The 20,230-nt window shown below is 65.1% G+C and carries 18 protein-coding genes and 2 tRNA genes; 8 read left to right on the forward strand and 12 right to left on the reverse strand.

All coding sequences use genetic code 11. The features are described from left to right. The 4 genes from ACEN8U_RS18630 to ACEN8U_RS18645 all read right to left on the reverse strand — a co-directional run bounded on the left by ACEN8U_RS18630 (position 1) and on the right by ACEN8U_RS18645 (position 5,278). Positions 1 to 1,650 carry a phospholipase D family protein gene (locus ACEN8U_RS18630; RefSeq protein ID WP_051156791.1) on the reverse strand — a complete coding sequence of 550 codons (1,650 nt, stop codon included), beginning with the start codon at positions 1,648 to 1,650 and terminating at the stop codon, positions 1 to 3. A 112-nt stretch (positions 1,651 to 1,762) separates the two neighbouring features. Further along, positions 1,763 to 2,722 (reverse strand): ketopantoate/pantoate/pantothenate transporter PanS, encoded by a 960-nt coding sequence (gene panS / locus ACEN8U_RS18635; RefSeq protein WP_015003427.1) that lies wholly within the window; start codon positions 2,720 to 2,722, stop codon positions 1,763 to 1,765. A 495-nt stretch (positions 2,723 to 3,217) separates the two neighbouring features. Further along, complete coding sequence (locus tag ACEN8U_RS18640) at positions 3,218 to 4,630, reverse strand: MATE family efflux transporter (protein ID WP_310107019.1); 1,413 nt, start codon at positions 4,628 to 4,630, stop codon at positions 3,218 to 3,220. Positions 4,631 to 5,059: 429 nt separating this feature from the next. After that, entirely contained in the window at positions 5,060 to 5,278 is a 219-nt protein-coding gene (locus ACEN8U_RS18645; protein WP_013589190.1) for an RNA-binding S4 domain-containing protein, read from the reverse strand. Between the two features lie 397 nt (positions 5,279 to 5,675). Here ACEN8U_RS18645 and ACEN8U_RS18650 point away from each other — a divergent pair, with 397 nt between their 5' ends. From ACEN8U_RS18650 to ACEN8U_RS18660, 3 genes are all read left to right on the forward strand, one after another. After that, positions 5,676 to 6,176 (forward strand): hypothetical protein, encoded by a 501-nt coding sequence (locus ACEN8U_RS18650; RefSeq protein WP_041745646.1) that lies wholly within the window; start codon positions 5,676 to 5,678, stop codon positions 6,174 to 6,176. Between the two features lie 157 nt (positions 6,177 to 6,333). Then, positions 6,334 to 6,615 carry a hypothetical protein gene (locus ACEN8U_RS18655; RefSeq protein ID WP_015003423.1) on the forward strand — a complete coding sequence of 94 codons (282 nt, stop codon included), beginning with the start codon at positions 6,334 to 6,336 and terminating at the stop codon, positions 6,613 to 6,615. A 305-nt stretch (positions 6,616 to 6,920) separates the two neighbouring features. After that, complete coding sequence (locus ACEN8U_RS18660) at positions 6,921 to 9,053, forward strand: ATP-dependent helicase (RefSeq protein ID WP_310107320.1); 2,133 nt, start codon at positions 6,921 to 6,923, stop codon at positions 9,051 to 9,053. A gap of 99 nt (positions 9,054 to 9,152) precedes the next feature. Here the strand turns inward: ACEN8U_RS18660 and ACEN8U_RS18665 are convergent, their stop codons facing one another. The 8 genes from ACEN8U_RS18665 to fdxA form a co-directional block, all read right to left on the reverse strand. Then, entirely contained in the window at positions 9,153 to 9,920 is a 768-nt protein-coding gene (locus ACEN8U_RS18665; RefSeq protein ID WP_015003421.1) for a DUF4088 family protein, read from the reverse strand. A 358-nt stretch (positions 9,921 to 10,278) separates the two neighbouring features. Then, positions 10,279 to 10,608: an AzlD domain-containing protein gene (locus ACEN8U_RS18670; protein ID WP_015003420.1), complete on the reverse strand. Its 330-nt coding sequence runs from the start codon at positions 10,606 to 10,608 to the stop codon at positions 10,279 to 10,281. Beyond that, entirely contained in the window at positions 10,605 to 11,369 is a 765-nt protein-coding gene (locus ACEN8U_RS18675) for an AzlC family ABC transporter permease (protein ID WP_041745644.1), read from the reverse strand. Before ACEN8U_RS18675 ends, ACEN8U_RS18670 begins: the two co-directional genes overlap by 4 nt. A 49-nt stretch (positions 11,370 to 11,418) precedes the next feature. Continuing rightward, positions 11,419 to 12,249, reverse strand: coding sequence for a helix-turn-helix transcriptional regulator (locus tag ACEN8U_RS18680; RefSeq protein WP_015003418.1), 831 nt, complete (start codon positions 12,247 to 12,249; stop codon positions 11,419 to 11,421). A gap of 123 nt (positions 12,250 to 12,372) precedes the next feature. Then, complete coding sequence (locus tag ACEN8U_RS18685) at positions 12,373 to 12,867, reverse strand: CreA family protein (RefSeq protein WP_041746349.1); 495 nt, start codon at positions 12,865 to 12,867, stop codon at positions 12,373 to 12,375. Positions 12,868 to 13,152: 285 nt separating this feature from the next. Then, a tRNA-Asn gene (locus ACEN8U_RS18690) sits at positions 13,153 to 13,228 on the reverse strand. 62 nt (positions 13,229 to 13,290) lie between these two features. Further along, positions 13,291 to 13,366, reverse strand: a tRNA-Asn gene (locus ACEN8U_RS18695). A gap of 115 nt (positions 13,367 to 13,481) precedes the next feature. Continuing rightward, on the reverse strand, positions 13,482 to 13,805 hold the full coding sequence (gene fdxA / locus ACEN8U_RS18700; RefSeq protein WP_013340080.1) for a ferredoxin FdxA: 324 nt from the start codon (positions 13,803 to 13,805) through the stop codon (positions 13,482 to 13,484). Positions 13,806 to 14,103: 298 nt separating this feature from the next. Here fdxA and pncB point away from each other — a divergent pair, with 298 nt between their 5' ends. The 5 genes from pncB to ACEN8U_RS18725 all read left to right on the forward strand — a co-directional run bounded on the left by pncB (position 14,104) and on the right by ACEN8U_RS18725 (position 20,138). Beyond that, positions 14,104 to 15,300 carry a nicotinate phosphoribosyltransferase gene (gene pncB / locus ACEN8U_RS18705; protein WP_015003415.1) on the forward strand — a complete coding sequence of 399 codons (1,197 nt, stop codon included), beginning with the start codon at positions 14,104 to 14,106 and terminating at the stop codon, positions 15,298 to 15,300. 156 nt (positions 15,301 to 15,456) lie between these two features. Further along, positions 15,457 to 16,119, forward strand: a complete 663-nt coding sequence (locus ACEN8U_RS18710) for a LutC/YkgG family protein (protein WP_015003414.1) — start codon at positions 15,457 to 15,459, stop codon at positions 16,117 to 16,119. Positions 16,120 to 16,236: 117 nt separating this feature from the next. Beyond that, the gene (locus tag ACEN8U_RS18715) at positions 16,237 to 17,640 is read left to right on the forward strand and encodes a sodium:proton antiporter (protein ID WP_015003413.1); all 1,404 of its coding nucleotides are present in this window, start codon (positions 16,237 to 16,239) and stop codon (positions 17,638 to 17,640) included. A gap of 54 nt (positions 17,641 to 17,694) precedes the next feature. Continuing rightward, entirely contained in the window at positions 17,695 to 18,684 is a 990-nt protein-coding gene (locus ACEN8U_RS18720; RefSeq protein WP_015003412.1) for a 2-hydroxyacid dehydrogenase, read from the forward strand. Then, positions 18,681 to 20,138: a DNA recombination protein RmuC gene (locus ACEN8U_RS18725; protein WP_015003411.1), complete on the forward strand. Its 1,458-nt coding sequence runs from the start codon at positions 18,681 to 18,683 to the stop codon at positions 20,136 to 20,138. The genes ACEN8U_RS18720 and ACEN8U_RS18725 overlap by 4 nt, the downstream gene beginning before the upstream one ends. The last annotated feature ends 92 nt before the right edge of the window (positions 20,139 to 20,230 follow it).

Consider the following 20,230-nt stretch of genomic DNA (forward strand, 5'->3'; position numbering starts at 1 on the left):
TTAAAGTTCTGCGTTGACCGGCAATAGGGAGAATAGCCCCGTTAGCAGATTCCGGTACAAGCCTGCCTGCGGGTCGAAAATATAGCTTCGACGCGTGCCGTTCTCGACATCCGTCCACACGAGCAGCGACGGCGGCGCGCCGATGGAGCGCAGATAGGTGAGTTGCGCCTCGTCAGCCAATGTGACGTGATAACTTTCTTCCGGTCCGATGGCGCGCTGGAAGATGTCGGCGACCTGCGCCGCGAGCGGCGGACTGTGAATCACCAGCGCGAGTTCGGTGTTCAGATGCGCCGAGCGCGGATCGAGGTTCATCGAACCGATCACGAGAATGCGGCGGTCGATCACATACGTCTTCGCATGCAGGCTCGCACGCGATTGCGAGCCGGCGAAGCCCGCCGGCGGCGTTTCCTGGCGCGGCCGGAATTCATACAGTTCGACGCCTTGCTTGAGCAGCGGCACGCGAAACGGACTGTAGCCCGCTTGCACCGCGACGGCGTCGGTGGCCGCCAGTGAATTCGTCAGGATTGCTACACGTACGCCGCGATGCGTGAGCTCGCCGAGTGTCTTCACGCCTGCATCGTGCGGAACGAAATAGGGCGACACGATCAGGAAGTCCTTGTGTGCATCCTTCATCAGTTCGCCGAGGCGCTGCATCGGCGGGCTTATGTAGTCCGGCGAGGGCTTCTCGATCTTCTCCGGGTCATCCACCTTGAACTCGGCCTGCGCCCATGTCAGGCCGAGCTGCCTGCCGGCAATCTGCGCGGCGAGCGGCGTCGCGTTCAGCGGCTTCGCGTTGTACGGATCGGCATTCGTGCGCCAGTGCTTGCGAAGATCGTCGCGTGTCTGGTCGAGTTCCTTCGGCTCGAACGTCTGCTTGTTCAGCACGCCGAGCGGATAGGCGAGGCTGCTGTTCCAGTAGTCGTCGAAGCTCGCGGAAACATCCGCGGTGATCGGGCCGGCCGCGAGCACGTCGATGTCGCGGAACTGGAGCACCTCGCTCGCGCTGAAGTATTCGTCGCCGAGATTGCGGCCGCCGACAATCGCCAGCTGGTTATCCGCGATCATCGCCTTGTTGTGCATGCGGCGCGTGAAATGGCCGATCTGCGTGAACAGATTCGTGGTGCGTTCGAATACGCCCTGGTGCGCGCTGCCGAACGGATTGAAAACGCGAATCTCAATGTTCTTGTGCGAATTGAGGCCCGCCATGACCTGGTCGATGTCCTTGAAATTCAGGTCGTCGACCAGCATGCGCACGCGCACGCCGTGATCCGCTGCATAGAGCGCCGCGCCGAGCAGCAGCTTGCCGGTGGTGTCCTCCTTGGCGATGTAGTACTGCATGTCGAGCGTTTTCGTCGCGGCTCGCGCCAGTGCAATGCGCATCTGCAAAGCGTCTGTGCCGCTCGATAGCACGCGAAAGCCCGACTCGCCCGGATGAGCGGCTTCGAGCGGTTGGAGTGCCGCGCGAAGCGGCGTGTTGTCGGTGGCGGGCAGCGCGTGAGTGACGGTGCGATCGAACGCGGTGGCGGGCGGCTTGCTCGCGCACGCGGTCAGAAATGCCGATGCGCAGCACAGCAGGAAGAAATGTCTCGCAGAACTGAGTGCGCGTTTGCGCTGTGTTGCGGTCTGCTTTTGTTGTAGATGCCACTGCACGCTCTTCCCCTTTTTGTTCAGGCTTTTCGTGCGGCGGCGCGGTGCATGGACACACGCTGCCGAGAAATCCATTCTAAGGGGAATCGGGCCGGGCTTGCGGTGGCCCGAATCGTCAGACACGCTCGGCGTTCTGCACCCGTTCGCCGTCCGGATGCGTCGAGCCTTTCGCCGGACGTCCCGCCCAGAAGCCCGCCAGCAGCGAGCCCGACAGGTTGTGCCAGACCGAGAAGAGGGCGCCCGGCAACGCGGCGATCGGCGTGAAATAGAGTTTGCCGAGCGTCGCCGCGAGGCCCGAGTTCTGCATGCCGACTTCGATGGCGAGCGTGCGGCACACCGCTTCGTCGAAACCGAGGAGGCGCCCGCCCCAATAACCGCCGAGCAGGCCGATGCCGTTATGCAGCACGACGCCGAGCATGACCACGAGACCGACCGACGCAATGCTCTTTTGCGTGCCGCCCACCACCGCGCCGATGATCAGCAGAATCGCGACCATCGACACGAGCGGCAGCACGGGTTCCACCTTGCGTACCGCCTTGCCGAACAGATGGTTCACCGCGAGCCCGACCACGATGGGCAGCGCGACGATTTGCAGAATGCTCATCAGCATGCCGTGGATGTCGACGGCGATCGACGCATCCACGTAAAGACGCGTGAGCAGCGGCGTCGCGAATACGCCGACGAGCGTGGACAGCGCGCTGATCGTCACCGAGAGCGCGACGTCGCCGCGCGCGAGATAGATCATCACGTTTGACGCCGTGCCGCTCGCCACGCTGCCGACGAGCACCATGCCGGCGGTCAGGTCGGGCGGCATGCGCAATGCCTTCGCGATCACCCAGGCGGCGAGCGGCATCACGAGGTAATGCAGCACGATGCCGGCGATCACCGGCGCGGGCCGCGTGAAGACGCGCTGAAAGTCCGCGACGGACAGCGTGACGCCCATCGCCAGCATGATGATGGTCAGAAGCGTGGTGACGTGCGGCGCGATGCCGCCGAACGAAGCCGGCGAACAATATGCGGCAATAGAAACGAGCACGGCCCAAAGCGGAAAGAGACGGGTGATGCGGGCAAGCATGAGACGAGGTCCTTGGTAATGTATTTTTTGCGAGAAGCGGGAGCGTTCTATCGGCCAGCGCGCGGGGCGGTGACGAACGGCGATGTGCCGCAGCCGCGGCCCGCCGCGCATGACGGCGAGCGCGCGTCAGCACCTGCCGCGCAGCGTGCGCGTCGCGGCGGATGAGGTTCGTTCGTCGACAACGGGAGCAATGCGTCCGCGGATGGCGGACCTGCCGGCGGCGCGGTCCTTTGTGGGGCGCGCGGGCGTGTTTTCAGCGCAACGACGCGGTTTGCGCGACTTGCGCCAAAAGCGGCATTTTACCGTTGAGGCGACAAGCGTGCTCAGCGACTCGTTGCGCGCGCAACGAGTTTGCATCTCAGCCGATGAGTGAAGGTGAGCGTTCGGCGCGGCGCCGGCAAGCGGCTCGTCGCTGCGTTGCGATGACCGCCGCCGGGATCTTGCCCGCGGCCGCGCCTCGTGAGTGGCGCGGCGTGCCCGCTCGTCGTCGTCGCTTTAAACCGATGCGGCGGGCGGCGCGTCCGCGGCCGCCGGCACGCGGCGCTGGCTCAGCTTGTGAAAGCGCAGCGTCATCAGGAGCGCGACGCTCGCGAGACCTGCCGCGAGTCCCCACCATAAACCGCGCGCGCCGAGCCCAAAATGAAACGCGAGTGTGTAGCCGGTAGGAAAGCCGATTACCCAGTAACCGAAAGCGGCCGCCATCATGGGAATGCGCGTGTCTTTCAGGCCGCGCAGGCAACCTGAACCGACTGTCTGCATTCCGTCGACGATCTGGAAAATGGCGGCCACGCCGAGCAGCGAACTAGCGAGCGCGACGGTCGCCGCATTCGCAGGATCGTCCAGATGCAGATACAGGCCGACGATCCAGTGCGGCGCCGCGATCAGCACGATGCCCGAGAGCGTCATGAAGCCGACGCCGAGCGCAAGCGCGACGAAACCCGCGTGGCGCGCGGCGAGCGGCTGTCCGGCGCCGGACCAGAAGCCGACTCGCACATTGGCCGCCTGGCCGATCGCCAGCGGCACCATGAACGCGACGGACGCGACATTCAGTGCGATCTGATGCGCGGCCAGTTGCGACTCGCCGAGCAGGCCGACCATCAGGCCGGTGGCGAGAAAGAGCGTCGACTCGACGCCGTAGGTGATGGCGACCGGCCAGCCGATGCCGAAGAGCTCACCCATCAGCGGGACGTTGGGGCCGGTCGCGACCACGAAGTGCCGATAGCGCGGCCGCAGGTGCAGCAGCGCCATCAGCACGAGCGCCGTGAGCCAGACGGTGATCGACGTCGCCGCGGCCGAGCCGAGAAAGCCGAGCCGCGGCAGCCCGTATGCGCCATGAATCAGCCCGTAGTTCAAAAAGCCGTTCACGCCGACGCTCACGAGCGACACCCACAGCAGCCGTCGCGCCGCGCCGATCGCCGGCAGAAACGAACGCATCAGGCCGACGCCGATCAGGCTGCCAAGCGCGCCCCAGCGCAGCACGGCCGCGTATTGGCCGACGTTGTGCGCGAGCAGCGCGGGTTCGCCGAACGCGAGCAGAATCGGCGTCGCGAAGGAAAGCAACGCGAACGCCGGCACGGACAGCAGCACCGAGAGCACCAGACCTGTCCAGTAGATGTGCGGCACGCGGCTTTCGTCCTGCGCGCCGCGCGCATGCGACACGCTCACGCTGACCGACGTGAGCACGCCCTGCAGCAGCGTCACGACGACGAAAAACAGGTTCGCGCCGAGCCCGCCGGCCGCGAGCGCGTCGGGGCCGAGCGAGCCGAGCAGGATCGTGTCGGTGACGCCCATCGCCATTTGCGACAGTTGGGCAATGGCGAGCGGCGCGGCGAGCCGGGCGGTGTCGGCGGCGTGGCGCGAGAAAGTCGGCGGACGGGCGGTCGTCCGGGTGAAGCCGGATTGGGTCATGGAGTGTGCGTGTTGATCTGTTGTCAGACGGGCGTATTGCGGCCGCATGGGGCAGACGGGCGGGCGTTGTGACGCGGGCTTTGGCGCCTCCGCGGCTTGGGCTGCGGCGGCAATCGCCGCAGCGCACCGTCGCGCCGCTGGACCCGCGCCCTTCGGCCTTGGACTTTGGACCCCCGGACCCCGGCCCCCGGCCCCCGGACCCGCCACGCATGCGCCGGCACGGACGCGCCGCGCTGCCAGGTCCACCATGCCGGCGATGGCGCCATAACCCGCAACTCACGCGCCGGCCCGGCGTCAAGCCGCGTCAGCGCATCGGTTTGTCTGGCGAAACCGACAGCTTATTGTGTGACCGCTGTAATGTCGATGGATAACGCACGTTTCTGGTGCGCGCGCTCGTCGCGGATTCTCGTGGTCTTTCGCCGCGCCGGCTCAAGCTTCGTGAACCGCTATTCGCGTATCGCCGAGCAACACCACCTGACCCGCGCGGATCTTGCACGTTTTACGCGTTTCGACGCGGCCGTCGACGGTCACGGCGCCGTCGGCGACCATCATTTTTGCCTGGCCGCCGCTTTCCGCGAGCCCCGTTATCTTCAGCAGATTGTGGAGTTCGACGTAGTCGCCGGTGAGCGTGAAATCTAGATTGGGCATGGGCTTTGCACTTTCGGGCGAGGGGTTCGCATCATAAGCCACAAGCTTGCCCTGAAGAAGGCGCGCTGTCTTTACCGCTGCCCCGGGCGCTGCCTTGGCGGGAGCCGCCGCTCAGCCGCTGCCGCTACGCCGGCCCGGCGTTACTGCCGTGTCGCCGCGTCCCGGCCGGCACATCGCAAGCAAATGCAAGCAGATGTTATGCGCTTGTCAGAAAGTGAAACGTCGCGTAACACCGGTCGCCACGAAACGACTTCACTCGTAAAGTGGGTCTCAGCAGCAAAGCTTGCCGGATCGAGTTCGGCTATGAGCAGACCGGGCGGCGTCCCGACCGGCATCGCCAGGACGCGGTGCCACGGCGTCTTTCCCGCGTCACGACAACTTTAGAGAGGACATTGCCATGACCCAGATTCGTACGCTCCTGATTGGTACCGCCATGACCGCATTCGCCGCTAGCGCGGCTATGGCACAGACCACGCAGCCCGTTCAGCCGGTGCAGGCGGCCGCGGGCGTGAATACGCAGGCGCAGGTTCAGGCGCAAGTGCCGGCGCAAGCGCCGACGCAGACCCAGACACCGGGCGCCGAGCTCGCGCCGGCTGCGCAAGGCGTGCAGCCGGTGACGCCGGCACCGACCCGCCTGACGGCGTCGGGCTCGACGGATCCGCTCGTGCAGAAGCGCGAAGCCAACGCGAAGGCTAATGCCGAGTACCGCGCGTCGAAGAAGGCATCGAAGGCCGAGCTCAAGCAGCACGAAAAGGCCGCCAAGTCCGAATACAAGGAGCAGGTGCGCGACGCCAAAATCAACATGAAGGCGGACAAGCAGGCCGCCAACAATGAAATGAAGATGAACATGCAAGGCCAGGCCGGCGACCAGGCCGAGGGCGGCGAAGTCAAGCATTGATTTCGCATTGATCCGGCATTGAGTCGCGCGTTTTCGGCGCGCTAACCCGCATTCATCGCAGGTCGAACCTTGGCGTCGCGTGCCTGCGACGCCGGATTCGCGCTCAGGCGGGCGTCGGTCCCGCGTGATCTGTCAGCTTTGGCAAGGAGGTATAGCAATGAATAACGCTCAATCCACGAAATCCCTGAAAACCGCTGCCGGCCGGCTCGGCGCGCTGTTGATTGCAGGGTGCCTGTCGTCGGTTGCATTGGCGCAGGCGAGCGATCCGGCCGCCGCGCCGGTCACGCACGCCGACAAGAAGGCCGCCAGGCAGCAGGCGAAGGCGGACAAGAAGGCGGCTGTCGCGCAAGCCAAGGCGGACAAGGAAAAAACCGAGGCTCAGGCCGACGCCGACAAGGCCAACGCCGAAGCCAACCTGAAGGACGCGAAGAAGCAATAAGCTGCGTGTCGCTTCTCGACGGGTGGCTTTCCGGAGCTTTCTTAAGAGCAGGCCAGTCACCCGCTGACGATCACGGCCCGTGTCGCGCGAAGCGAACGGGCCGTTGTTGTTTGTGCGAGCGCTGTCCGACGCCGTGGGCGCGACACAGCCCATGCCGCTCACGCGGCAGTCCGCCGGGACGTCGCCCGAAGCTCGCCGGCACGTCGCGCCCCGTGTCCCGAAAAAAGGGCGCTTGTGCGCCAGGGTTGTATGGATATACAGTATGCGTCGCCATTCTCGATCCATTCAACGCCTGCCAGAACATCGTGCTTTCCGTCGCCGAATCTCCGCCCTCCGACGCCGCCGCGTGGCTCGCCAAGCTCAACGACGCACAGCGTGAGGCCGTCGAATACGGCGCCGATACCCCGCACGCGCCGTCCGGCGCGCTGCTCGTGATCGCAGGCGCGGGTTCCGGCAAGACCAACACGCTCGCGCATCGCGTCGCCAATCTGATGGTGAAGGGCGCCGACCCGCGCAGAATCCTGCTGTTGACGTTTTCGCGCCGCGCGGCGCTGGAAATGACCCGCCGTGTCACCCGCATCGCCACGGCGGCGCTCGGCACGCGCGCCGCGCTCGCGCAAGGGCTGACCTGGGCCGGCACGTTTCATAGCGTCGGCGCGCGGCTCCTGCGCGAATACGCGGAGCTTATCGGCCTCGCGCCCGCCTTCACGATCAACGACCGCGAAGATTCCGCCGACCTCATGAACCTCGTGCGTCATGAACTGGGGCTGTCGGCGAAAGAGCGGCGCTTTCCCGCCAAGGGCACCTGCTTCGCCATTTACTCGCGGGTCGTGAATACCGGCGCGTCGCTCGACCAGGTGCTGGAGAGCGCGTTTCCATGGTGCCGCGAATGGGAAGCGAATTTGCGCATGCTGTTCGCCGCCTACGTCGACGCAAAGCAGAAGCAGAGCGTGCTCGATTACGACGACCTGCTGCTCTACTGGTCGCATATGGCCGCGGAGCCGGCCATTGCCGCCGATCTCTCGGCGCGCTTCGACCACGTGCTGGTCGACGAATATCAGGACACGAACCGCCTGCAGGCGTCCATTCTCCTTGCGCTCAAGCCCGACGGGCGCGGCCTGACCGTGGTGGGCGATGACGCCCAGTCCATCTATTCGTTTCGCGGCGCGACCGTGCGCAATATTCTCGACTTCCCCGCGCAATTCGACCCGCCCGCCACGCGCATCACGCTGGAGCGCAATTACCGCTCCACGCAGCCGATCCTCGCGGCGTCGAATGCGGTGATCGAGCTGGCCAGCGAGCGCTACACGAAGAACCTCTGGACCGACAAGGCATCGGCACAGCGCCCGCGTCTCGTGACGGTCGCCGACGAGGCCGACCAGGCGCGCTACGTCGTCGAGCAGATACTCGAAGCACGCGAGCAGGGCATGAAGCTGAAGTCGCAGGCCGTGCTGTTTCGCGCCGCGCATCACAGCGCCGCGCTCGAAATCGAACTCACGCGGCGCAATATTCCGTTCGTGAAATTCGGCGGGCTCAAGTTTCTGGATTCGATTCACGTCAAGGACGTGCTCGCGGTGCTGCGCTGGGCCGAGAATCCGCGCGACCGGGTGGCGGGTTTTCGCGTCGTGCAACTGCTGCCGGGCGTGGGGCCGGCCACCGCCGCGAAGGTGCTGGACGACATCGTCGCCCGCGCGGGCGACGCCGCCGACAATGCGCTCGCGACGGCGGCAGGCGCGCTCGCGGCATTCGCCCCGCCGCCTCGCGCGCAGGAAGACTGGCGTCCGTTCGTCAAGCTGATGTGGAGCGCGTACGGGCGTGAGACGCCGTGGCCCGCCGAATTCGAGATGGTACGGCGCTGGTACGAGCCGCATCTCGCGCGCAATCACGAAGACGCTGCGATCCGCCATGCCGACGTGCTGCAAATGGAAAGCATCGCGGGCACGTATGCGTCGCGCGAACGCTTCCTGACGGAACTCACGCTCGATCCGCCCGACGCCACCAGCGACGAGTCGGGCGTGCCGCTCGTCGACGAAGACTATCTGATCCTGTCCACCATCCATTCGGCGAAAGGGCAGGAGTGGCGCAACGTGTTCGTGCTGAATGGCGTCGACGGCTGCATTCCGTCCGATCTGGGCACGGGCAGCGAAGAAGACATCGACGAAGAGCGCCGCCTGCTCTATGTAGCAATGACGCGCGCCAAGGAAGACCTGCATATCGTCGTGCCGCAGCGTTTTTATGTGCACAACCAGACGCATCTCGGCGACCGCCATGTCTGGGCGTCGCGCACGCGCTTCATTCCCGCGCATCTCATGCCGTTGTTCGACACCTACGCGTGGCCGCGCGTCCCCGTGCCGAGCGCGCCGAGCGCCGCGGGGCTGGCCGCCGCGGCGCAGGCCAGACTGGAAATCGGGGCGAGGCTCAGGAAGATGTGGGACTGAGCCGAAGGCGGCCGTGCGCGCGGCTGCCGGCTAGCTGACAGCTGACGACTAGCTGCCGGTCGGCCGAGGGGGCGTGGCGGCGCGCTCGCGAGCGGGCGCTCAGCGCGACTGGCGCTGCTGCTGCTGGGCGGTCGGACGCGGCGGGACGAAGAAGTTACGCAGCCATGCCGCCATCCGCGAGAACACGTCGTACGGCTCCTCGACGAAGATTTCCGGTTTCAGCAGGCGCAGATATTCCATGATCTGTTGCGCTTCCTGCTTCTGGAACGAGCCGTGCGAAATGCCGAGCCGCAACAACCCGCGCAGCTCGCCGAGCTTCTCGCGCGCCGTGCTGCCCACCGTCGTTTCGCACGCCACCTTCGCCTCGTACACGCGCTGACGCAGCGATTCGACGAGCCGCCACGCGGGCGTCTGCATGATTTCCTCGAGCGCCTGAATGTCTTGCACCGCGCCCTTGATCTGCGCGGCCAGCGGGTCGACCAGCACGGCGTCGCCTTCGGCTTCCTTGACGATGGCGGCCGCCCAGTCGCGGCATTGCTTGGCCAGCTCTTCGGGCGTCCACTCCGAGCGGGCCGCGAAGCCGAAGCCGAATTCGCCCGCCTGTTGCATCAGGATCGCGACGACGTCCGGGAACTCCTTGTCCAGCGTGCGTTTCGCCCACGCGTACTGGCCGCCCTGCAACATCCGCTGAACCGCGTGTTCCGTCAGCGGCACCATGTTGTCGAGCAGCTTGGCGCGCAAAAAGTCCTCGAACGACGGCGTCGCGAACTGCGGATCGAGCTTCAGCGATACGCGCAGAAAAGCGTCGAAATCCTTGCGCAGCGTCGCAATGGTCTCGTCTTTGAGCGTGAGGGTGATTTGACCCATGTGTCTATCCCGTTTGGTGCTGCCGCGCGGCCTTGTCGTGTGTTCCGGTCGCAAGCGGACCCGGAAGATGCGACGCGCGATCGCCGCGCGCTTGATTCCTGCCTGTTGCCGCGTCTTGGCCGGGATGTCTCCCGGCGAGCGGACCTCGACTGCATATCGGCGGATCGACGGGAAACTTAAGGGTTTTATCGGGTAGCGCGCAGGCGTCAAAGCTTTGCCAGGCGGCGCTCATTGTGCCCGGCGGATACGCCCCGGCGGTGGCCAGCCGCCGCGTTGAGCGGCCTCGCGACGATCAGATCCGAGGCTGTCGCGGCCTGCCGTGTGAGTAGGCGCTTACCAGGGCAGGCAGCCCGCGCCTTTACCTGAGCACCACGCACTGCCAGACAAAAAACACCGTCAGCCCGATCGCGATGGTGAGAAGCGGCCGCCGCGTCAGTGCACTTGCCGCGATGGCGGCGAGCGCGCCGACCAGTTGCGGATTGCGCCAGGTCAGCTCCGCGCCGGTCTCCGCGCCGTGCGGCGAGACGGCCATCGGCACGATGATGGCCGTCAGCACGGTGACCGGCACGAAGCCGAGGGCGGTGCGCACCAGCGGCGGAAACACCAGCCGGTCGCCGAAGACGAACACCGCGGCGCGGATCACCCAGGTGATGAGCGCCATGCCGAGTATGAGGACGACGTAGTTCATCGCGATGCCTCCGCGGACCGGCGCGCGCGCCGCGGGCGAAGCCGCGGCGCCGAGAGCACGACGCCGACGGCGACGCCCGCGAACACCGCGCCGAGCAGGCCGAGCTTGTACGGCCACGCCTGCCACAGAAAGGCCAACGTGCCGGCCGTCGCCGCCGCCGCGAGATAGCGCAAGGCCACCAGTTGCGGCACGACGATCGCGATAAACGTCGCCACCATCGCGAAATCGAGCCCGAGTGACTGCAGGCCGGGGAAGGCCGCGCCGAACAGGAGGCCCGCCACCGTCCACGACTGCCAGTTCAGATACATCGCGAGACCGGCGCCGAAGAAATAATGCGGGCCGACAGTGCCCGGCTCACGGTTGCGGTAGTGCTCCCAGGCGACGGCGAACACTTCGTCGGTGAGCAGCGCGCCGAGTGCCCAGCGCCAGCGCGCCGGCAGATGCGCGACGTGCGGCGCGAGCGTCGCGCTGTACAGCACGTGCCGCAGATTGACGACGAACGTGGTCGCCCAGATCACCGCGAAACTCGCGTGACCGGCAATCAGCCCGAGCGCGATGAACTGCGCCGAGCCGGCGAACACGACGAGCGACATCAGCTGGCCGTGCCACAGCTGCAGCGGGCCGGACGCGACGAGCGTGCCGTAGATCACGCCGAAGGGCCCGGCGCCGACCATCATCGGGATGATGTCGCGCGCGCCGGCGGTGAATTCCTTTAATGGTTTCGACTGGGTCAAGACTTGCCTCCTTGAGCCGGGAAGCATAGCGGGCGCGGCGCGGCGGGACTTGTACGTTCTTGCGCGCGCTCGCAGATCAAAGTCCCTGCCAGCGCCCCGGCGGCACGCCGAACATGCGCCGGAAATGTCGCGTGAAGTGGCTCTGGTCGGTAAAGCCGCTGGCGGCGGCCACTTCCGTCACCGGAACGCCCGCGCGCAGCGGCGCCAGCGCGCGTTGCAGGCGCACCTGGTTGCGCCATGCGTGCGGCGGCAGCCCGGTCGCGCGAGTGAAGAGGCGCGCCGCGTGGAACGGCGAAAGGCCGGCGGCGTCGGCCACTTGAGCGAGCGTGACGGGTTCGAGCAGGTCGCCTGTCAGACGTTCTTTCATCACGGCGACGCGGGCGTCGTCAGGCGCGACGCGCGCCGGCTCCGGCTGCGTCTGCGAATAGCGCACGAGCAACGTGGACAGCGCGTCGAGCATCGCGGCCTCGGCGGCGAGGCAGTCGGTGCCGGCTTCGAGCCGGCGGTGGGCGTTGGCGAGCCGCGCGGCAAGGTCCGGATCGCGGATCACGCCGGGCGCGAACCACGGCAGCGGCTGCGGCTTGCCGGCGACGTCGTTGGCGAGTTGCTGGATGAACGGCACCGGCGCGTACATTACGCGGTAGCGCCAGCCGGCTTCCACCGCCTTCGAGCCGGTGTGCAGCTCGCCCGGGTTGATGATCGGCACGCCGCCCGCTTCGGCGACATAGTCGGAGCCGCGATACCGATAACCCTCCGCGCCCGCCACGATCACCGGGATCGTGTACGCGTCATGCCAGTGCGGCGCGAATTCATGGTCGTGGTATTCGGCCGTAAGCAGATCCGCGCCGGGCAGCAGCGGCGTGCGCCAGTAACGGGCGGAATTGCGGAAACGGTGGGCGGCTGTCATGGCAGGGCTCTCGCACAGCCACTCAGTTTAGCGCGGCATGAGCGTTGGCGCGCGCGGGGGCGCGCCGTGCGTCGCCGCGGCGGCGGTGCGCTTTCTCGTAGGACGCGGCGCGCGCATGGTGTGTCACTTCAGCGGGATCGTCGTGCCGGCCGGCATGGGCACCGCGCTGACGCTGTTTTTCGCGCTGCCGCTCACCACGCGGTCGCTGTACGTGAGGTACACGAGCGCGTTGCGCTTGGTGTCGACCACGCGCACCACGTGCAAAGCCTTAAAGATCAACGACATGCTGACTGAGAACACGTCGGCCTGCTGCTTCAGCGGTCCAGTGAAATGGATCGCGCCGACCTGGCGGCAGGCGATGGACGCCTCCGTGGGATCTTCCGCGATACCGAGCGTGCCCTTCACGCCGCCGGTCCGGGCGCGCGACACGTAGCAGGTCACGCCTTGCACAAGCGGATCGTCGTACGCCTCAACGACCACGCGATCCGAACCCGTGATGTGAAAGTTCGTATTGACGCTGCCGACTTCTTCGCTGTGAGCGACAGGCACGACGACAACGGCGGCGGAGAGAACTGCAGAGGCGCCTGCAAGCGCCATGCGCGATGAAATAAGTTTCATGAGATTGCCAGCTGATGGCCGAAGTGCGTTGGGCAGCGCGGCCGTGCGCTGCGAAGCCGTCATCGTATACCGCCGCGGGATCCGCGCGATGAGAGGCCAGGCTGTTGGCGGATGAATGCGATGGCGACGGCGAGCGCGGGAACCCGGCGGATGTGGCGCAACGGTTAACAGCGCGGCCAGTGGGTCGCACCGCAACACGCGTCGATGCACAAAAAGGCGCAGAAGAAAACGCATAAGCAAGCGCACAAAAAGAAAAGGCCCGCACGAATGCGGGCCTTCAAATTTTGGCTCCTCGACCTGGGCTCGAACCAGGGACCTACGGATTAACAGTCCGGCGCTCTACCGACTGAGCTATCGAGGAACAGCAGTACAACTTGATCTACATAAAAAAGCCCGTCTTGGTTAACGGGCTTTTGCAATTCTTGGCTCCTCGACCTGGGCTCGAACCAGGGACCTACGGATTAACAGTCCGGCGCTCTACCGACTGAGCTATCGAGGAACAGAACAACAACAGCAGAGAAACGAAATTGTAGGAGCAGCTTAAGCGCCTGTCAATACCTCGCGTTCATCTCAATTTGATTGACGCGGGCAGGACACGCGGCAGGCGGAAACGCTCAGCGCACGAGCAGCGCGAGCTTTTCCTTGACGTCCTTGAACTCGTCGGCTTCCGGCAGCGGCGCCTTGGTCTTCGTGATGCTCGGCCAGCTCTTGGCGAGGTCGGCATTCAGCTCGATGAAGTTCTGCTGGTCGCCCGGCACGTCTTCTTCGGCGTAAATGGCGTTCACCGGGCACTCGGCGACGCACACGGCGCAGTCGATGCATTCATCGGGGTCGATCGCGAGGAAGTTGGGACCTTCGCGAAAGCAGTCCACCGGGCACACATCGACGCAGTCGGTATAGCGGCACTTGATGCAGCTTTCGGTCACAACGTGAGTCATTCAGGCAGCTCCTGCATGCGGAATCGGGGAAGGCGCAAACGCCAAAAGCGCTATTGTAACGTAACGTCAAGAGGCGCATGCGGCATCGCACCCTGGCTTTTATATGTTTTCGTGATTAGTTTATTGCGTCCGCCGGAAGTAACGCGACGGGCGAGGGCGGCGGCCGGCGGGCCGCGTGCGGAAGCCTGAATGCGGGCGCATTCGGGTAACATGCGTCAAGCCGGTGCGCACGACGCGCGCCGTATGCATGGGTTGAGTCAGGCCTTTCCGTCTTTCCCGCGGTCCCGTTCGCACCATCATGATTATTACTTCGCTGCTCGACACCGATCTGTACAAGTTCACGATGATGCAGGTGGTCCTGCATCACTTTCCGGCGGCCAACGTCGAGTATCGCTTCCGTTGCCGCACGCCCAACGTCGACCTGGTGCCGTATATCGGCGAGATTCGCGCGGAAGTGCGCAAGCTCTGCAAGCTGCGTTTCACCGACGAGGAACTCGACTACCTGCGGCGCATGCGCTTCATCAAGGGCGATTTCATCGAATTTCTCGCGCTTTTCCATCTGAACGAGAAGTACATTTCGATCGAGCCGTCGCCCAAAAACAATGGCGAGATCGACATCGAGATCAAGGGGCCGTGGCTGCACACCATCCTCTTTGAGATTCCGATGCTCGCGATCGTCAACGAGGTCTACTTCCGCAACACGCAACAGGAACCGGACTACAGTGAAGGTCGCGGACGCCTCGTCGAAAAGATGAAACTGCTCGGCGCCCGACCGGAATTTGCCGACTGCAAGATCGCCGATTACGGCACCCGTCGCCGCTTCTCGAAGCAATGGCACGAAGAAGTGATTCTCACGCTGAAGGACGGTCTCGGCGAGCAGTTCGCCGGCACGAGCAATGTCTATTACGCGATGAAGCACGGGCTCACGCCGCTCGGTACGATGGCGCACGAGTATTTGCAGGCGTGTCAGGCGCTGGGTCCGCGGCTGCGCGATTCGCAGATTTTCGGCTTTGAAATGTGGGCGAAGGAATATCGCGGCGACCTCGGCATCGCGCTGTCGGACGTCTACGGCATGCAGGCGTTTCTGCGCGACTTCGACATGTACTTCTGCAAGCTGTTCGACGGCGCGCGCCACGACTCGGGCGACCCGTTCGATTGGGGCGAGCGCCTGCTCAAGCACTACGAGGCGAACCGTTGCGATCCGCGCACGAAGATTCTGGTGTTCTCCGACGCGCTCGACATTCCCAAGGTGCTGCAACTGTACGAGCGTTTTCGCGGCCGCTGCAAGCTCGCGTTCGGCGTGGGCACGAATCTCACCAACGACCTGGGTTATAACCCGCTGCAGATCGTCATCAAGATGGTCCGCTGCAACGGGCAGCCGGTGGCCAAGCTGTCGGATTCGCCGGGCAAGAACATGTGCGACGACAAGGCGTATCTCGCGTATTTGCGCCAGGTGTTCGGCATCGCACAGCCCGAGGAAGAGCCCGCGAAGTAACGCGTTGCGCGTGTGTCCGATGTGTTCCTATGCCGTCCGGCCAGGGTGTTCGCCGCGAGGGCGGCCGGTATAATTCCCGGCATGCAAGCGCTGCATAGGCTGCCTATGTTGCATATCGCACGGCTGTCGACACGAGACTCTCGAGGACTTTCGCATATGGACACATCGATCGCCCGCCGCAACATTCTGGCGCGCATTCGCGCGGCGCAAGGCCGCGAGCCCGAGCCGTCGGCGTCCGAGCGCGAGGCCGTGGCGGATTATCTGGCGCGCCATCCGCAGGGGCCGCGCCCGGACATGCCGCTCGATCTCACCGCGCGCTTTATCGAAGAAGCGCAGAAAATGTCGACCACGGTCGACACTGTCGCGTCGCTGAGCGACGTGCCGGCTGCTGCGCATCGCTATCTGGTCGAACATGCGCTGCCGCTGCAAGCCATTGCATGGCAAACGCTGGAGGATCTGCGCTGGAACGACGCCGGTGTCGCTGTCGAATTTCGCAAGCCGCAAGAGGGCGACGTGGTGGGGCTCACAGGCTGCTTCTGCGCCACGGCGGAGACGGGCTCGCTCGTGCTGCTCTCGGGGCCGCAAACTTATGCATCGGCCGGCCTGCTGCCGGAAACGCACATTGCGATTGTGCCCGCCTCGCGCATCGTGGCAGGACATGAAGAAGCATTTGCGTTGATCCGTAGCGAGCGGGGCGAGCTTCCGCGCGCCGTCAACTTCGTATCGGGGCCTTCACGCACCGGCGATATCGAGCAGACCATCGTGCTCGGCGCGCATGGACCTTACCGCGTCCACGTGATCGTCGTACTCGGCGCGTGAGCCGGGCGGCGGCCGTTTTTGCATGCGTTTTTCATGCGCACGTGCCGGTCTGCGTTATCCATTGCCATTCAGAAGAGGGATTTCCAGGTTATGAATCGACGTGCCGTGCCGTCGAGCATGGTGCTCGTGGCTGTCTTGACGCTCACGAGCTGGCCTCAGTTGGCATGCGCCGCCACTCTGAACGGCGCGTCGCTTTCGGCGCTGTGGGGACTGCCGTTCGCGGGCGTGCTGCTCTCGATTGCCGTGTTTCCGCTTGTGGCGCCGGCTGTGTGGCATCACCATTTCGGCAAGATCGCGGCGGCGTGGGCGCTGGCGTTTCTCGTACCGTTCGCGTTCGCCTTCGGCGCAAGCGCAGCGTTCGGCACGCTCATGCATGCGTTGCTCGAAGAATATGTTCCGTTCATCGTCCTGCTGACCGCGCTCTATACGGTCGCGGGCGGCATCTGCGTGCGCGGCAATCTGCACGGCACGCCGCGCCTGAACACGGCCATTCTCGCACTCGGCACCTTGCTCGCGAGCGTGATGGGTACGACCGGCGCCGCCATGCTGCTGATCCGGCCGTTGCTGCGCGCGAACGACAATCGCCGGCATGTCGTTCATGTGGTCGTGTTCTTTATCTTTCTGGTGGCCAATGCGGGCGGTTCGTTGTCGCCTCTCGGCGATCCGCCGCTTTTCCTCGGCTTTCTGCAGGGCGTCGACTTCTTCTGGACGACCACGCATCTCGCGCTGCCGATGCTGTTTGTTTGCGGCGTGCTGCTCGTCGCGTTCTATTGTCTCGATGGGTACTTTTTCCATCAGCGGGAAGAGGAGCGCTCACGTTTTCTTGATCCGACGCCTGACTCGCCGCGTCTCGGTATCGACGGGAAGATCAACTTCCTGTTGCTCGGCGCAGTGATCGGCCTCGTGCTGATGAGCGGGCTGTGGAAGCCGGGCGTGAGCTTCGACGTGCTCGGCACTCACGTGGCGTTGCAAAACGTCGTGCGCGATGTCGCGCTCATCGGCGTCACACTGCTTTCTCTTGCGTGGACGCCGCGCGCGGCTCGCGCGGGCAATGACTTCAATTGGGCGCCTATCGAAGAGGTCGCCAAACTCTTTGCCGGCATCTTCGTGACCATTGCTCCCGTCATCATGATGCTGCGCGCGGGGGAAGCGGGTGCGTTTGCCGGCGTCGTGCATCTCGTGAACGACGCCGCGGGTCAACCGCACAACGCCATGTACTTCTGGGCGACGGGGCTGCTATCTTCGTTTCTCGACAACGCGCCCACGTATCTCGTGTTCTTCAACCTCGCGGGCGGCGACGCGGCGTCGCTCATGACCGCCGGGGCCACCACGCTTGCCGCTATTTCAGCCGGCGCGGTGTTCATGGGCGCGAACAGTTATATCGGCAATGCGCCCAACTTCATGGTGAAGGCCATCGCGGAGTCGCGCGGTGTGCGTATGCCGGGCTTTTTCGCTTATCTCGGCTGGTCCGGTGCGGTGTTGCTGCCGCTTTTTCTCGTCACTGGCTGGCTGTTTTTCTGACACTGAGTTTGCTGCCGAGGCCGTCGAACTCGACACGCTACACGGAGAATTGCAATGCAGAAGATACTCGTCGCCCGTCCGATCTTTCCTGACGTGATCGAACGGCTTCAACGCTATTTCGACGTCGACTGGAATCAGGGCGACGTGCTGTCCGCGGAGGAATTGAAGCGCCGCCTCGCCGACAAGGACGGCGCGCTCACGGCCGGCGACCCCATCGGCGCCGACGTGCTCGCGGCCGCGCCGCGTCTTCGTGTGGTGTCGAACATGGCCGTGGGCTACAACAATTTCGACATGGCGGCGTTCAACGCGGCGAACGTGCTCGGCACCAATACGCCGGACGTGCTCAACGAATCGACGGCGGACTTCGGCTGGGCGCTGATGATGGCCGCGGCGCGGCGCATCGCCGAATCGGAGCACTGGCTGCGCGCGGGCAAATGGCAGAAATGGTCGTACGACAGCTTTCTCGGCAGCGACCTCTATGGCTCGACGCTCGGCGTGATCGGCATGGGGCGGATCGGTCAGGCGCTCGCGCGGCGCGCGCGCGGCTTCAATATGCAGGTTATCTATCACAACCGTTCGCGCGTCGCGCCGGAAATCGAAGCGGAGCTGAACGCCGAATATGTATCGAAGCAGGACCTGCTGCGGCGTGCCGATCATGTCGTGCTCGTTCTGCCCTACACGAACGAGAACCATCACACGATCGGCGCGGCCGAACTCGCGCTGATGAAGCCGACTGCGACGCTGACCAATATCGCGCGCGGCGGCATCGTCGACGATGCGGCGCTCGTCGAGGCACTGCGCGCGAAGCAGATCGCCGCCGCGGGCCTCGACGTGTTCGAAGGCGAGCCGAATCTGAACCCGGACTTGCTCACCGTGCCAAACGTCGTGTTGACGCCGCACATTGCGAGCGCCACGGAAGCCACGCGCCGCGCGATGGCCAACCTCGCCGCGGATAACCTGATTGCCGGTCTCGGCGAAGGCCCGCGCGCGGGTCAGCCGCCTAATCCGATCAACGCCGAAGTTATCGGCCGGGCACGTGCATGACGATGGTGCTTATCGCGGCCGTCGCCGTGCTGGCGGTGGCGCTCGTGCTTGCGTTGGCCATCCTGATGCGCGGGCAGCGCGCCGCGGCCGGGCAGGAACAGTTCGAACTGCTGAGCGAACGCATCGACGCCGCGGCGGATGCGCAGGCGCACGCGTACGAGCGTCTCGAGCGGCAATTGCGCAATGACATCGCCGAGACGGCGCGCGTGTCGCGCACTGAGCAGAGCAGTGGCTTCGCGCATTTCCAGCAGACGCTCGCCGCGCAATTCAGCAGCATGACGACCGTGCAGGGCGGCAAGATCGACGGCTTCGCGCAGCAGCTCGACGCCGTGCGGCACAGCCTGCAGCAACAGGCGCAGCAGGCGCGCGATGAACAGGGGCGCTCGCTCAAGCAATTCGGCGATACGCTCAGCTTGCAACTCGGCCAACTGACCGAAGCGAACGATCGGCGCTTTGCCGAGGTTCGCGCGACCATCGAGCAGCGGCTGAAGGACATCGAGGCGAACAACGCCACGAAGCTGGAGGAAATGCGCCGTACCGTCGACGAAAAACTGCATGCGACGCTCGAACAGCGCCTCGGCGAATCGTTCAAGCTCGTGTCCGACCGGCTCGAGCAGGTGCACCGCGGTTTGGGCGAGATGCAGACGCTGGCGGCGGGCGTCGGCGATCTCAAGAAGGTGCTGACGAACGTCAAGACGCGCGGCACATGGGGAGAAGTCCAGCTTGAAGCGCTGCTCGAGCAGATGCTCACCGCGGACCAATATGCGAAGAATGTGGCCACCGTGCCGAAGAGCGCGGACCGCGTCGAGTTCGCCATCCGCTTGCCGGGACGGGTCGAAGCGGGCGGCGCCGGCAGCGCGGCAGCGCCGGTGTGGCTGCCGATCGACGCGAAATTTCCGCGCGAAGACTACGAGCGTCTGATCGACGCGCAGGAACGCGCCGATCCGGTCGCGGTGGAAGAAGCGTCACGCGCGTTGGAAGCGCGGATTCGCGCCGAGGCGCGGACCATCGCAGAAAAATACGTGTCGCCGCCGCACACCACAGATTTTGCGCTGCTGTTCCTGCCGACCGAGGGTCTATACGCCGAAGTGCTGCGCCGGCCAGGGCTCTCGGACCTGCTGCAACGCGATTACCGCGTCACGATTGCCGGCCCGACCACGCTGACCGCGCTGCTCAACAGTTTGCAGATGGGTTTCCGTACGCTCGCAATCGAACGGCGTTCGAGTGAGGTGTGGCAGGTGCTCGGCGCGGTCAAGACGGAGTTCGGCAAATTCGGCGACGTGCTTGCGAAAACGAAGACGCAGCTTGAAACGGTCACGCGTTCCATCGAGGCAGCGGAGACGCGCACTCGCGTCATGAGCCGCAAGCTGCGCGACGTGGAAGCGTTGCCGGGCGAGGAGGCGAATGGCTTGATAGGCGGTGCATTGTCGGGCATCGAGCCCGACGAGCAGTGAGGCGGCAGGAGGCCGGCGCGGCGTGTGAACCGTCAACGTTGACGTCAGCAGCCGGCATCGGCCTCGCGCGACGGCCGGCATCGGTCCGGCAT

Source organism: Paraburkholderia phenoliruptrix (genome assembly GCF_047325075.1).
Lineage (GTDB): Bacteria > Pseudomonadota > Gammaproteobacteria > Burkholderiales > Burkholderiaceae > Paraburkholderia > Paraburkholderia phenoliruptrix.

Bases quoted from the DNA above. Each gene is read 5' to 3' on its own strand.
- ACEN8U_RS18685 (WP_041746349.1), bottom strand. From the start codon at position 12,867: ATGAAACTTATTTCATCGCGCATGGCGCTTGCAGGCGCCTCTGCAGTT.
- ACEN8U_RS18665 (WP_015003421.1), bottom strand. From the start codon at position 9,920: ATGGGTCAAATCACCCTCACGCTCAAAGACGAGACCATTGCGACGCTG.
- ACEN8U_RS18710 (WP_015003414.1), top strand. From the start codon at position 15,457: ATGGACACATCGATCGCCCGCCGCAACATTCTGGCGCGCATTCGCGCG.
- ACEN8U_RS18645 (WP_013589190.1), bottom strand. From the start codon at position 5,278: ATGCCCAATCTAGATTTCACGCTCACCGGCGACTACGTCGAACTCCAC.
- ACEN8U_RS18670 (WP_015003420.1), bottom strand. From the start codon at position 10,608: ATGAACTACGTCGTCCTCATACTCGGCATGGCGCTCATCACCTGGGTG.
- fdxA (WP_013340080.1), bottom strand. From the start codon at position 13,805: ATGACTCACGTTGTGACCGAAAGCTGCATCAAGTGCCGCTATACCGAC.
- ACEN8U_RS18675 (WP_041745644.1), bottom strand. From the start codon at position 11,369: ATGCTTCCCGGCTCAAGGAGGCAAGTCTTGACCCAGTCGAAACCATTA.
- ACEN8U_RS18725 (WP_015003411.1), top strand. From the start codon at position 18,681: ATGACGATGGTGCTTATCGCGGCCGTCGCCGTGCTGGCGGTGGCGCTC.
- pncB (WP_015003415.1), top strand. From the start codon at position 14,104: ATGATTATTACTTCGCTGCTCGACACCGATCTGTACAAGTTCACGATG.
- ACEN8U_RS18680 (WP_015003418.1), bottom strand. From the start codon at position 12,249: ATGACAGCCGCCCACCGTTTCCGCAATTCCGCCCGTTACTGGCGCACG.
- ACEN8U_RS18720 (WP_015003412.1), top strand. From the start codon at position 17,695: ATGCAGAAGATACTCGTCGCCCGTCCGATCTTTCCTGACGTGATCGAA.
- panS (WP_015003427.1), bottom strand. From the start codon at position 2,722: ATGCTTGCCCGCATCACCCGTCTCTTTCCGCTTTGGGCCGTGCTCGTT.
- ACEN8U_RS18650 (WP_041745646.1), top strand. From the start codon at position 5,676: ATGACCCAGATTCGTACGCTCCTGATTGGTACCGCCATGACCGCATTC.
- ACEN8U_RS18715 (WP_015003413.1), top strand. From the start codon at position 16,237: ATGGTGCTCGTGGCTGTCTTGACGCTCACGAGCTGGCCTCAGTTGGCA.
- ACEN8U_RS18655 (WP_015003423.1), top strand. From the start codon at position 6,334: ATGAATAACGCTCAATCCACGAAATCCCTGAAAACCGCTGCCGGCCGG.
- ACEN8U_RS18640 (WP_310107019.1), bottom strand. From the start codon at position 4,630: ATGACCCAATCCGGCTTCACCCGGACGACCGCCCGTCCGCCGACTTTC.